General features: G+C 47.0%; 12 protein-coding genes. 9 read left to right on the forward strand and 3 right to left on the reverse strand.

Annotated features, from left to right (window positions below):
- The coding region (gene glgP, locus H6F50_RS14200; protein ID WP_190429191.1) for an alpha-glucan family phosphorylase at positions 1-1,251 on the forward strand (1,251 nt) is incomplete at its 5' end.
- A gap of 33 nt (positions 1,252-1,284) precedes the next feature.
- Here glgP and H6F50_RS14205 read toward each other — a convergent pair.
- Positions 1,285-2,055 carry a DUF429 domain-containing protein gene (locus tag H6F50_RS14205; RefSeq protein WP_190429218.1) on the reverse strand — a complete coding sequence of 257 codons (771 nt, stop codon included), beginning with the start codon at positions 2,053-2,055 and terminating at the stop codon, positions 1,285-1,287.
- Between the two features lie 425 nt (positions 2,056-2,480).
- On the opposite strand from H6F50_RS14205, the gene H6F50_RS14210 reads away from it, so the two are divergent.
- From H6F50_RS14210 to H6F50_RS14245, 8 genes are all read left to right on the forward strand, one after another.
- Positions 2,481-3,224 carry an O-acetyl-ADP-ribose deacetylase gene (locus H6F50_RS14210; RefSeq protein WP_339380720.1) on the forward strand — a complete coding sequence of 248 codons (744 nt, stop codon included), beginning with the start codon at positions 2,481-2,483 and terminating at the stop codon, positions 3,222-3,224.
- A gap of 421 nt (positions 3,225-3,645) precedes the next feature.
- On the forward strand, positions 3,646-4,653 hold the full coding sequence (gene trpS, locus H6F50_RS14215; RefSeq protein WP_190429192.1) for a tryptophan--tRNA ligase: 1,008 nt from the start codon (positions 3,646-3,648) through the stop codon (positions 4,651-4,653).
- Positions 4,654-4,703: 50 nt separating this feature from the next.
- Positions 4,704-5,711: a methylenetetrahydrofolate reductase gene (locus tag H6F50_RS14220; protein WP_190429193.1), complete on the forward strand. Its 1,008-nt coding sequence runs from the start codon at positions 4,704-4,706 to the stop codon at positions 5,709-5,711.
- Positions 5,665-6,723 carry a cysteine hydrolase family protein gene (locus H6F50_RS14225; protein ID WP_190429194.1) on the forward strand — a complete coding sequence of 353 codons (1,059 nt, stop codon included), beginning with the start codon at positions 5,665-5,667 and terminating at the stop codon, positions 6,721-6,723. Before H6F50_RS14220 ends, H6F50_RS14225 begins: the two co-directional genes overlap by 47 nt.
- A gap of 137 nt (positions 6,724-6,860) precedes the next feature.
- Positions 6,861-8,207, forward strand: a complete 1,347-nt coding sequence (locus H6F50_RS14230; RefSeq protein WP_190429195.1) for an ATP-binding protein — start codon at positions 6,861-6,863, stop codon at positions 8,205-8,207.
- Entirely contained in the window at positions 8,207-8,383 is a 177-nt protein-coding gene (locus H6F50_RS14235; RefSeq protein ID WP_190429196.1) for a tetratricopeptide repeat protein, read from the forward strand. The genes H6F50_RS14230 and H6F50_RS14235 overlap by 1 nt, the downstream gene beginning before the upstream one ends.
- Before the next feature lie 46 nt (positions 8,384-8,429).
- The gene (locus tag H6F50_RS14240; protein WP_277879346.1) at positions 8,430-9,464 is read left to right on the forward strand and encodes a tetratricopeptide repeat protein; all 1,035 of its coding nucleotides are present in this window, start codon (positions 8,430-8,432) and stop codon (positions 9,462-9,464) included.
- Between the two features lie 110 nt (positions 9,465-9,574).
- Entirely contained in the window at positions 9,575-10,849 is a 1,275-nt protein-coding gene (locus tag H6F50_RS14245) for a tetratricopeptide repeat protein (RefSeq protein WP_190429198.1), read from the forward strand.
- A 180-nt stretch (positions 10,850-11,029) separates the two neighbouring features.
- Here H6F50_RS14245 and H6F50_RS14250 read toward each other — a convergent pair whose 3' ends face one another.
- Both H6F50_RS14250 and H6F50_RS14255 read right to left on the reverse strand, forming a co-directional pair.
- Positions 11,030-11,800: an anti-sigma factor gene (locus H6F50_RS14250; RefSeq protein ID WP_190429199.1), complete on the reverse strand. Its 771-nt coding sequence runs from the start codon at positions 11,798-11,800 to the stop codon at positions 11,030-11,032.
- Positions 11,801-11,807: 7 nt separating this feature from the next.
- Entirely contained in the window at positions 11,808-12,398 is a 591-nt protein-coding gene (locus H6F50_RS14255; protein WP_190429200.1) for a sigma-70 family RNA polymerase sigma factor, read from the reverse strand.
- Between the last annotated feature and the right edge of the window lie 84 nt (positions 12,399-12,482).

A 12,482-nucleotide genomic window follows, 5' to 3' on the forward strand; every position in this document is an offset into this window, starting at 1 on the left:
CCAGTAGACGATCCGTTGTGGGAGCGGGTGCAGTCGATTCCGGATGAGGAGTTGTGGCGCAATCACGAGCGTCAGCGGTCAGAACTGGTGGTGTTTGTGCGCGATCGCCTAGTAAGAAAGTTGCGCGATCGCGGTGCTTCTCCCTCTGAAATTGACCAAGCGCAGGAAGTATTAGATCCAACGGTGCTAACAATCGGGTTTGCGCGTCGTTTTGCGACTTATAAGCGAGCAACTCTGTTCTTGCGGAACCTAGACCGGATCAAGAAAATCTTGTTGGGCGATCCAAATCGGCGGGTGCAGTTCGTCATTGCTGGAAAAGCTCATCCCAAGGATATGCCTGGGAAGGAACTGATCCGGGATATCATTCATTTCTCGCGGGAAGAAGGAATGAATGCCAGTGTGGTGTTTATCCCGGACTACGATACTTATGTTGCCCGGTTAATGGTGGCGGGTTGTGATGTTTGGCTGAACACCCCCAGGCGTCCGCGAGAGGCATCTGGCACCAGTGGAATGAAGGCGGCGATGAATGGTTTGCCAAATCTGAGCGTGCTGGATGGCTGGTGGGATGAGGCAGATTATGTCCGCACTGGCTGGCCCATCGGTCACGGGGAAGACTATGAAGACCTCAATTATCAAGATGATGTGGAAGCGAATGCTTTGTACGACTTGCTAGAACAGGAAGTCATGCCGCTGTTCTATAACCGGGATGGAGCTGGAATTCCCCGTAAGTGGACTGCCAAAATGAAGGATTCGATTCGGTTGAATTGTCCGTTCTTCAATACGTCGCGGATGGTGCGGGAGTATGCAGTGCGGGGATATTTCCCGGCGAGCGATCGCTACTCTACGATGACCGCAGACAACTACGCCCCCGCCAAGGATGTAGCCGCCTGGAAGCAACGAATCTTCGAGCAATGGTACAACATCAAAATCGAAGAAGTTGATGTCTCTGAACCGGCTGGGATTATGGTCAACCAAACCGTTAGCGTCAAAGCACGGGTTAATCTGGGGGAACTCAGCTCCGATGATGTTCAAGTTGAACTTTATCAGGGTGCAGTTGGTGTCGATGGGGAAATTGTCAACGGCATTCCCGTAGTGATGGATTACCAAGGCAAAGATCAACAAGGATGTAGTATTTACACTGTTGATATTCTTTATACCTCCAGTGGTTTGCAGGGTTTCTCTTTACGGGTTTTGCCAAAACACGACAATCTATCAAGCCCCTACGAATTGGGGCTGATTCTTTGGGCTTAGATAGTTTTGAGTTTTGAGTTATTAATTCAAAATTTAAAACTCAAAATGATTCTTGGGGACGACAATATATCCGGTGGTGTCATCTCCCAGCACCAGATTTCTTTCTAATCCCCAGTACCACCAGTGAGCGCCTACATAGGCACAGATGAGACTATCTAGCTTATCTTCTAAGGCTTTAAAGGTGGCAAGGGTACTGGGGATTTCTAAGAGAAACGAACCGCCAAGACGCAGAGGACGCAGAGAGGAAGAGGCAGAAGAGACATCTAGTTTTGGTGTCAGGTTGGGTAGGCTATTTACAATATACTGGCGGAGTTTTATGAGTTCTATTTGACGTTCTGCTAGTTTTCCTTTTTTGTATTTAAGAATCCGCTCTAAGCTGAATAAATTTACGATGGCTGGGTGGGGAAATACTTCGATTTGATAGCGTCCCGGTTGTTGGGGTTCGATCGTTGGTGCGTGAGCAAATCCACGGGATTCAAGGCTGAGACCAAATCCAACGGTGCGTTGGGCGAAAGGGAGTCCTAGATTCGCTGGGTAGCAACCTGCGTGATAGCGACCAAAATATTTGTGGGTAAGTTTATCAGGTAGTCGTGTCCCAGTGGTGTTGGGAATCAGTGTCGGGGCATCGACGGCAATCATCGCCGGTTCTGGTGCGGGTGCCCAAGTATCAATCCAGTTGAGAATTTCTTCTATTGTTTCGAGTCTATCTAAATCCAGCAGATGCAACTGCCCATCTTCCCAAGCGAGGCAGCATAATCCACTGGGTTGCGATCGCCATCCCAAATCAATGCCTAAAAATTTTATCACGCTGAAATTTTATTATCTATCTTGGTGCTTCGTGCCGCTCATCTTATTCAAATCTGCGAATCAAATTCAAAAATGGTTCAATTCTGTTGCATAGAAACACATAGTTATGAGGTAAATGAAGCGATGCTTTATAGCTTCTGAATTCGTCTCGAAGTCAATAGATTAGCTGTTTGGAATTTGCTTTGCAAAATAATTTTAATATAACTTGTTAATAACCCAAACAAATTAAAGTATTTACAAACCGTGTTGCTGATGCAACTAATAATTCTGTTAAGGAGTCCCTTTTAAGCAGCAACTAGGCTGTTAAATATGCAAAGTATCTGAATTCACATGGCTATGATAATATAGAAATCTAGTTGCTGGCATACATTATTATTTTTGACTTTTAATCAAGTAGTATTTATTACACCCAAGTAGTGATTATGAATGATTATAAAGGATGCAATTACTGTCTGCATTATCGCCCTGATGGAACCTGTGTTGCTTTTGACCCTGATTTTATTCCAATAACGATTGCTTCAGGACAAACAAAACATATCCAACCTTTACCAAATCAGGGAAATACAATTGTTTATGAGCCAGCCGGAAAATCTATATTCTCCAGGCTGGATGAGTATCGGATGAATAACAAGCTGATGCGTGAAAGAATAGAGATTATAGAAGGCGACATTACTCAGCAACAAGTGGATGCCATCGTCAATGCTGCGAATGAATCCCTAATGGCTGGTGGTGGGGTTTGTGGAGCTATCCATCGTGCTGCTGGGTTAGGGCTTGAGGAAGAATGTCTACAACTGAAGGTTTGCACGGAAGGCGATGCCAAAATAACAAAGGGCTACAACCTCCCAGCAAAGTGGGTTATTCACACGGTTGGACCAGTATGGGAAGGTGGCAGGTATGAAGAACATAAAGTGCTGGCTCAGTGCTATCGCAATTGCTTTGCTTTGGTAGAGCAATATAAAATTAAAACGGTAGCATTTCCATCTATCAGTACAGGAGCCTATGGCTTCCCGGTAGAGAAAGCAGCAAAAATCGCAGTTTCTGAAGCTAGACGTTTTCTGGAGCGAAACACCTCAGTTGAGAAGATAATGTTTGTTTGCTATGAAAAGCAGACTTATGACCACTACACTACCAATCTAGATGAAATTCTGCCAGCCAAACCCGAGTGAATTACTTCAGAAAAATATTTACAATTGCCATCTAATCGCCTATTTATTTCATAAATAATCAATTTCTTCTAGAGCGGCTACGAGGGGAAAATTATCAAGAGATAACTCGCAGGAAATTCATAGTCAAAAATCTAAACATTTAAGCTAGCTACGTTGTGCAATCAACAAAACTCCTGAAAAGCGCGATCGCATTCTGAGCATGGATGGTTATTTTCCATCCATGCAGAAAATTGATTATGGGTAAAATGGAGCGTTTAGGTAACGAATAATTGCAAAAGACGCGATCGCTCCTTTGTCTCTGGGCTATTAAAATAACGCCTAAAATAACGCCGCGCTGATGCCAGAAAATGTCAAACTAGATAGATAAGTTTTGTTAACGCAGCCATTAAAGCTGCGCTTCTAGATAGCTAAATTGAAATTCATGGTTAAGCAGCGCGTTCTCTCTGGGGTTCAACCAACGGGTAATCTGCATCTCGGTAACTACTTGGGAGCGATTCGCAACTGGGTAGAAGGGCAGAGTCAGTACGAAAATTACTTCTGTGTGGTGGATTTGCACGCGATTACCGCGCCGCACGATGCCAGCACCTTGGCTGAAAATACTTATAAAATTGCTGCTTTGTATTTGGCTTGTGGGATCGATTTGCAGTATTCCAGTATTTTCGTGCAATCCCACATCCCTGCACATAGCGAACTGACTTGGCTGCTTAACTGTATTACTCCCCTCAACTGGCTGGAAGATATGATCCAGTTCAAGGAAAAGGCAGTTAAGCAGGGAGAAAATGTCAATACTGGTTTGCTAGACTATCCGGTGCTGATGGCGGCAGATATTTTGCTGTATCAGGCGGATAAAGTGCCGGTGGGAGAAGATCAGAAGCAGCACTTAGAATTGACCCGCGATATTGCGAATCGGTTTAATTACCAATTTTGCCGGGAAAAGCCGGTGCTGAAACTGCCAGAGCCGCTGATTCGGACTGAAGGGGCGCGAGTGATGAGTCTGACGGATGGCACTCGGAAGATGTCGAAATCCGATCCTTCGGATATGAGTCGGATTAACCTGCTCGATACGCCAGAGCAAATCCAAAATAAGATTAAACGCTGCAAAACTGACTCAGTGCGCGGTCTAACTTTTGACGATTCGGAACGACCCGAAGCCCGAAATTTGCTGACGCTATACATGGTGCTTTCGGGCAAGACGAAGGAAGAAGCCGCAGCCGAGTGTCAGGATATGGGCTGGGGACAATTCAAGCCATTGCTGACGGAAACCACGATTAACGCCCTGAAACCGATTCAGGAAAAGTATCAAGCGGTGATGGATGACAAAGGCTATTTGGAGTCCGTGTTGCGCGATGGCAGGCAGAAAGCGGAAGCGATCGCGTCCGTTACTCTCGCCCAAGTGAAAGCTGCCCTCGGTTATTCGGTTCCCCTTTAACCAGATATAAGTTATCAAGGATGGAAGCGATTAGTGATTGATGCTTCAGAATGAGTTATTTAATTCAAAATTCAGCAGGAACGCGGGAACCCCGCCCCTACAAGACCAATTTGCGTACTGCTGTGGAATCGGGTGAATTTTTAGTGACTGCCGAGGTTGCCCCTCCCAAGGGCGGCGATCCTTCCGAGATGCTGAAAATGGCGAAAACCCTCGAAGGTCGGGTTCATGCGGTCAATATTACCGATGGCAGTCGGGCAGTGTTGCGGATGTGTTCAATGGCGGCTTCGGTGATATTGCTCCAGCATGGAATCGAGCCGATTTGTCAGATGGCTTGCCGCGATCGCAACCGCATCGGATTGCAAGCTGACTTGATGGGTGCCCATGCGTTGGGAATTCGCAATATCTTAGCTTTGACTGGCGATCCTGTAAAAGCTGGAGATCATGCCGATGCTAAGAGTGTATTTGACCTAGAATCCGTGCGGTTGCTGGGATTAATCAAAAAAATGAATCTCGGCTTCGACTGGAACGACAAACCCTTGAGTGATGGGGCGACTGACTTGTTCGTGGGTGCGGCTATCGATCCGCAATTGGCTAGCTGGTCGGGGTTGCAAAGTCGATTTGAGCGGAAATTAGCAGCAGGGGCGCAGTTTTTCCAAAGTCAGCTAATTTGCGATTTTGACCGGCTAGAAAAATTTATGGATCAAATCGCGGCTGGCTGTGGAAAGCCAATTTTGGCGGGAATTTTTCTGCTCAAATCTGCTAAGAATGCCCAATTTATCAATCGATGCGTGCCTGGAGTAAATATTCCCGACCACATTATTGAGAGACTTGCCGCTGCTTCAGATCCCTTGCAGGAAGGGATGCTAATTGCCGCCGAACAAGTCAAATTAGCTCGTCAACTCTGCCAAGGGGTTCATATGATGGCAGTGAAAAGAGAAGATTTGATTTCCCCAATCCTCGATTTAGCCGGAATTCCACCACTGACTCCGGTGGTGACAGCAGGAGAAAATAATGAACGCACAAACAACAAAGCAGTTGCCGATTCCGCCTCACTTTGATGCCAAAAAGGTCGGGGAAGTCTGGCGGGTGCCTTATCAGCAACGGGCAGCGGATGCGAGGGAGTGGGCGAAAAAACACCAGATTTCAGCGGCGGCTGAGGACAAAACTCGCATTTGCCTATTGTTAATCGATGTCCAGAATACGTTTTGCATCCCCGATTTTGAATTATTTGTCGGTGGGAGAACGGGTACGGGTGCGGTAGAAGATAATCGGCGGCTGAGTGAATTTATTTATCGAAATTTGGGGATGATTACAGCGATCGCTCCCACAATGGATACTCACACGGCGATGCAAATTTTCCATCCCGTCTTCTGGATTAACAACGGCGGAGAACATCCCACCGCCGCCGTCACGATGATTACACCGGAGGATGTTCACCAAGGCGTGTGGAAGGTGAATCCAGCCGTTGCTGGAATTGCCGGTGTCGATTACGCCGAACTTTCCTCACACGCTTTGCATTATGTCAAGCATTTGAGTGAAGCGGGTAAATATCCGCTGACAGTGTGGCCTTATCATTCCATGCTGGGTGGAATCGGTCACGCTTTAGTGTCAGCGGTAGAAGAGGCACTCTTTTTCCACTGTATTGCCCGGAATAGCCAAACGCAGTTTGAAATTAAAGGCGACAATCCTTTAACTGAAAATTATTCTGTCCTCCGGGCGGAAGTTTTGGAAAGTACAAATGGACGCCCGATTGCTCAGAAAAATACCAGCTTGATTCAACAGTTACTCGCGTTTGATGCGGTGATTATTGCTGGTCAAGCCAAGAGTCACTGCGTTGCTTGGACAATTGATGATTTGTTATCAGAAATAACCGCAAAAGACGCTAATCTTGCGAAAAAGGTGTACTTGCTAGAAGATTGCACCTCACCTGTTGTCGTTCCTGGAGTGGTGGATTATACGGATGGAGCAGAAGAAGCTTTTGCCAGATTTGCAGCAGCGGGAATGCATCTGGTTCAATCAACTCAACCCCTAGAAACCTGGGCTGACTTTCCTAAAATTGGGAATGGGTAAGTGAGTTTTGAGTTTTAGAGTTTTGAGTAAAAAGAGAGTTTTGAATAACAAGAGAGTTTTTTAATCTGAAAATTAAACCTTAAAAATTATTACCAATTACCGTTCACCAATCGCCAATCACCCCTTACCAATTACCGATGACTAGCAGCAACGATGCAATTCAGGCACTGCGCGAGGCTCTCCGATTTTCTCCGGATAATGTACCCTTGCGACAACATCTTGCAGAGACACTTTTGAGCCTGGGTCAGGCAGAGGAAGCGGAGCAAGAATACCGCCTCGCCTTAGCGCGATCGCCCGAAAATCAGCAGTTGAAATTGGGATTAGCTCGTGCCTTCTATCAACAAGGAAAGCATCCCCAAGCACTGGTTATTGTGGAAGATCAAATAAAGCGCTTGGATTGTCCAGCCGGTGCTTTTCTGCTTCATGCGCGTCTTCTTCTCAACACGGGGGCTGTGGAACAAGCTGTCCGTCAGTATCGTAGGGCAGTCGAAGTCGATCCTGCTGTCAAAGATGCTGATTTTGCCGAAAGGTTGGGAATTGGGGCACAGGAGGACGTTCAAGAGGTCGTAGACGGGAAAATTCGGGCAGGGGTGGGAGACTTTCCGCACCCAGAAGAAGATACTCCAGTCGAAAAACCCGCGATCGGATTCCGGGATGTTGGCGGGATGGAAGCGGTCAAAGACGAAATTCGGATGAAAATTATTTATCCCCTGAAACAGCCGGAACTGTACAAAGCTTATGGGAAGGCAATTGGGGGCGGAATTTTAATGTACGGCCCTCCGGGTTGCGGTAAAACTTATCTGGCTCGTGCGACAGCTGGCGAAATTAATTCTAGTTTCCTCTCTGTCGGAATTAACGATGTATTAGATATGTGGTTGGGCAACAGCGAACGCAACTTGCACGACCTTTTTGAACAAGCTAGACGCAACCAACCTTGCGTATTATTTTTTGATGAAGTTGATGCTTTAGCTGCCAGTCGTGCGGATTTGCGACAAAATTCTAGCCGCATGGTAATTAACCAATTCCTGTCAGAATTGGACGGCGTGAGGAGTTCTAATGAAGGGGTATTAATCCTAGCTGCAACGAACGCCCCTTGGCACTTAGACTCAGCCTTCCGTCGTCCGGGACGCTTTGACCGCATCTTGTTTGTACCGCCGCCTGATGCAGAAGCAAGGGCGGCGATTTTGCGCTTGCTGTGTCGGGGTAAGCCAGTGGAGGATATTGACTACAACCACTTAGCCAAGAAAACTGAGAATTATTCAGGCGCAGACTTAATGGCAGTGGTGGATGTGGCAGTAGAAAAGAAGTTAGCGGAAGCGATGAAAGTAGGTATCCCGAAGCCACTGACTACCAAAGATTTAGCCTCGGCGGCGGGAAGCGTGAAACCTTCAACAAAAGAATGGTTTTCAACGGCTCGAAACTACGCCTTGTATGCGAATGAGAGCGGTTTGTACGATGACATCCTGAAATATCTGAAACTCTGATGGGCGTACATTTAGAGCGTGCCGAAATCCTCATGGCTCAATCGCGTTATGAGATGGCGGCGCAGGAATTGCAGCAGGAATTAGCAGTCGATCCAGATAGCGCCCAGGCTTATGCGTGGCTAGGCTGGTGCTTGAGGTTTCTCAAGAAGTACGAGGAAGCAATTAAAAGAAGCTGAGCAAGCAATTAAGCTGGCACCAGATTGGGAGAATGGTTATTACGTTCTGGGTTGGATTCTCTGCGATCGCAATCAGCTTCTGGAAGCTGAGAACGTAACCAAAGAGGCAATTCGCCTAAATCCTGAAAATGCCAACCATTTCATCCTACTATCAAACATTCGAGTTAAACAAAAGCGATGGCAGGAGGCACTAGAAGCAGCGACGCAGGGGCTTAACATAGAGCCAGAGAATGTTGACTGTTTGAATAACAAAGGAATTGCCCTATTCGAGTTGGGTCGAACAGAGGAGGCAATCGCTACGACTGAGCAAGCGATCGCGCTTGACCCGGAGAATGCCCTCAACTACAACAACTTGGGATGGATGATACTGAATCGGGAAGGAAGCCCCACGAAAGCTTGGGAGTATTTCCGCCAAGCACTCCGACTCAACCCCAATTTGGAATCTGCACAGGATGGACTCATCCAAGCGATCAAGTTAAAAAACCCACTATACAGACCAGTTTACAGGTGTGTAATATTCCCGTACCGCCGTTTACAACTAGGCAGATTTTTGAGCGGGAAAGCTTTGTTGGGCTTCTTTGCCTGCTTGTGTTTGGGATTTCGTATATTGCTGAATCTTGCTGCAACTAATCCCAATCCTTTGATTTTGTTAGCGCTGATTGTTTTGTTTTGGTTAATCTTTTTGCCTTGGTTTGTAGACCTCTTGATAACCCTATTACTCGAATTGAAGTTTAAGCAATCCTATTGGCTCACGACTTTAGTTTGGGCAATAGTAAGCGCATTTTATTTGTGGTTAATGACCGGAAATTCTAAAACTCTGTTTGCTCCCGTTTTATTCGGATTGTTGCTTCTGCCTGTATTGGCAACGTTCCGATCTTCAGCGGGGTGGCACAGCAGCCTCATGGTGGGATATACAACCATCATGGGGTTAGTTGGGCTGGCAGGGCTAGTTCTTCCATTACCAGGGCTACCTTTTGTAAGTGTTGACGTTTGGTTCTGGTTGACTTGGTTCATCGTTCTCGCATTGGGAACGCTTTTTTCCTTTTTTTTGAGCAGAAGAAGCTCTCCCAAGTTAAAGTAGTGCCTGAAAAAGAATGGTTTTTGACTGCTCGTAATGATGCCTTATATGCGAATAAGAGCAGTTTGTACGACGACATCCTGAGATGACATCCTGAAATATCTGAAACTCTGATGGGCATACATTTGGAGCGGGCACAGCTGCTGATTGAGCAGTCGCGGTATGAAATGGCAGAGAAAGAACTGCGACAGGAACTGGCAATGGAGCCAGATAGTGCGATCGCGCATACTTTGCTCGCCTTGTGCTTGAATTATCGCCAAATGTACTCAGAAGCCACCCAGGAGGCTCAGCGAGCGATTCGCTTGGCTCCCGATTGGGGGTACGCTCACTACGTCCTGGCTTATATTCTGTGCGATTACAACCAGCTTCTAGAAGCGGAAACGTTACTGAAAGAGGCTTTGCGGCTGAGTCCCGATTACGCCAGCTACTTCGCCCTGCTCTCGCGCATCCGATATAATCTACAGCTTTGGCACTCAGCACTTGAAGCAGCAACCCAAGGGCTTGTCGTTGACCCAGAGGACGTGGAGTGCCTAAATTACCGAGCGATGTGTCTGATGCAACTCGGTCGCTTACCAGAAGCTCAGGCGGTTATTGAGAGTGCGATCGCGCTTGACCCAGAATATGCAGGAAGCTATGCCAACCGCGGCTGGATACTCCTGGCGCAGGGAGGATATCCCGCTAAAGCCTTAGAGTGTTTCCGCGAAGCACTACGGCTTCAACCAACCTTTGAGTGGGCGCGACGGGGAATCGTCGAAGCGCTCAAGGCAAAGAACCCGCTCTACAGGCTGATGCTGCGCTACTTCTTGTGGAGTTCTAGGCTGAGTAACGGAGCTAGGTTGGGCTTCAGTATCGGCTTGTACTTCGCTTTCCGCCTGCTAGTGGGCGGCATCGCTGCAAGTAGCAACCCTTTGCTGTGGTTCGTAGTGATTGCCTACTGTCTGTTTGTCCTGCTTACCTGGATTGCTGACCCCTTATTCACCTTATTACTCCGGTTTGACCGCTTCGGGCGATTAACCCTTTCCGAACAAGAGGTTAAAAACTCAAATTTAGTCGGGGCAGTATTTCTAAGCATCTTAATGGCAATTGGTCTGTGGTTGGTGACTAAAAACACCAACATCCTCATCGTCGCCCTCTCACTAGGACTTTTGTTGCTACCGATAACGGCGATGTTAAATTGTCCGGCAGGATGGCCCAGAAAGTTCATGGCAACCTACACGATCGTTTTAGCGATCGCATGGCTGGCAGCTATTGGTCTATCATTAGCCGAGCCGCCTCTGGGAGAAATTGGCGTTCAGTTTGCCGGAATTTCCCTAGCTTTTTTCTGGCTTGGTTCGATACTTTCGAGCTGGTTGGCAACTGTACTGATGGGCGTCAAAACAAAGCAGTGAGTGCGAGCATCTCAAGTATGTTTTCTTTACTTGAAAACCCCTCTCGAAGATATTCCCCATAGGTTTTTAGAGCGGTTAAAAGGTTAAAAATATTTGCTCAACACTTTTAAGCTCAACACTTTTAAGCTCAACACTTTTAAAATACCTCCGAATATTCCAGCGCTCGTTGCTTCCCCTCTGCTACAAACTACTTTCGACCATAACTGCGGGACCGACTGGCTGCGGAGGTAGGCTAGAGGGTTCTAAGGTAACAGCTAAGGTTGAGGTTGTAGCACCACAAGCACCGACGGGAATGGAAATTCGCTCTAAAACAGTTCCCCCCTGACTTGCCCCAAAATTTGCACAAGGTATCTTTTTCTCGTCAACAATTGCCCAAAGTCGATAAATTTGACCAGATGGGACAGCCGGAAGATTTTGAAAGGCGATTACCGCTTTTTGTTCGTCCAGATTAACGAGAATACTTCCAGACGCTGTATTTGCTTTTTCTGTACCTGTGAGCGTATATAAGCGGGTATTCCGCTGTTGTAGAACCTCAAGGGCATCTTTCTGAGCCTGCACCGTTTGAAGTTCTTGCCGCAGCCGAGATTGCACTATCTTTAGATTTTGGCGCAGACGATAATTGTCAAAAGCCAAAGCTAGGGCTAACAGTGCTACCAAACTAGCAAAAAGTTTGCTCCAAGGAAAAGAAACCTGTTTTGGAGCGGGTTCGGGGTTAACTGTCGGATTGGCAGCTTCCAGAATCGTCGAACGCAGATGTGGGGGAGGTGTGACTTCAGGAAGGGCGTAGGGCAAGAGTTCAAGCGATGCCTGCAACCGACTCACTTCTTCAGCCAGTTGCGGATTTTTTTCGAGAATTTGCCTAAATTCTTCCGCTTCTTCAGCGCTAAGATCGCCGAGGACATAACCTGCCATTAATTCTTCTAAGTTTTCGGGATTTAAAGGTTCGGTCATGGTGCAACTATTTTAGAAAATCTTGTAACGTTTGCCTCAATTTCAGTAGTCCCTGACGAGCGCGAGTTTTGACCGTCCCTAAGGGGATATTTAGTTGAGCCGCAATTTCCGATTGACTGAGACCCTGGTAATAGGACATTTCTAAGATTTGACGCTGATTTTCTGAAAGTTGCGCCAAGGCGTCCCGAACTTGCTGCGATCGCTCTCCTAACGAAGCTTGCTCAAAAGGGCTTGCAGAGCTGATTTCAGTCGTCATTGTTTGACGCCAACGCTCTAGAAATTTGTGGGTGGTGCCACGAGAGCGAAGTTTGTCAATCGCACGCGATCGCGTCATAACGGTTAGAAAGCTGCTAAGAGAACCACGAGCGGGATCGTAAGTATCAGTACGCCACAGATGCAGAAAAATCTCTTGAGTGAGGTCTTCTGCTTCTTGGGGATTTTGCAAAATTTTTAATGCTAACCCATAGACAAGAGCGCCATAGCGGTCGTAGAGAGTGCCCAGAGCAGAGGATTGACCAGCTTTAAGTGCTTGAAATAGCTCTGTATCCATCCGGGGCGTTGTATTTGTTGATTTGCCATCGAGAGAGTCAGGATGCATGCGTTCTGGAGAGTAGGTCTAAGCCAATCACTCTTCAGAGTCAATTGCAGGACTTGATTGCTCTGCATCTCTCACAGGAGATAA

The organism is Coleofasciculus sp. FACHB-712, assembly GCF_014695635.1.
GTDB lineage: Bacteria > Cyanobacteriota > Cyanobacteriia > Cyanobacteriales > FACHB-T130 > FACHB-T130.

Bases quoted from the DNA above. Each gene is read 5' to 3' on its own strand.
- H6F50_RS14210 (WP_339380720.1), top strand. From the start codon at position 2,481: ATGAATGATTATAAAGGATGCAATTACTGTCTGCATTATCGCCCTGAT.
- trpS (WP_190429192.1), top strand. From the start codon at position 3,646: ATGGTTAAGCAGCGCGTTCTCTCTGGGGTTCAACCAACGGGTAATCTG.
- H6F50_RS14220 (WP_190429193.1), top strand. From the start codon at position 4,704: ATGAGTTATTTAATTCAAAATTCAGCAGGAACGCGGGAACCCCGCCCC.
- H6F50_RS14225 (WP_190429194.1), top strand. From the start codon at position 5,665: ATGAACGCACAAACAACAAAGCAGTTGCCGATTCCGCCTCACTTTGAT.
- H6F50_RS14230 (WP_190429195.1), top strand. From the start codon at position 6,861: ATGACTAGCAGCAACGATGCAATTCAGGCACTGCGCGAGGCTCTCCGA.
- H6F50_RS14235 (WP_190429196.1), top strand. From the start codon at position 8,207: ATGGGCGTACATTTAGAGCGTGCCGAAATCCTCATGGCTCAATCGCGT.
- H6F50_RS14245 (WP_190429198.1), top strand. From the start codon at position 9,575: ATGGGCATACATTTGGAGCGGGCACAGCTGCTGATTGAGCAGTCGCGG.
- H6F50_RS14250 (WP_190429199.1), bottom strand. From the start codon at position 11,800: ATGACCGAACCTTTAAATCCCGAAAACTTAGAAGAATTAATGGCAGGT.
- H6F50_RS14255 (WP_190429200.1), bottom strand. From the start codon at position 12,398: ATGCATCCTGACTCTCTCGATGGCAAATCAACAAATACAACGCCCCGG.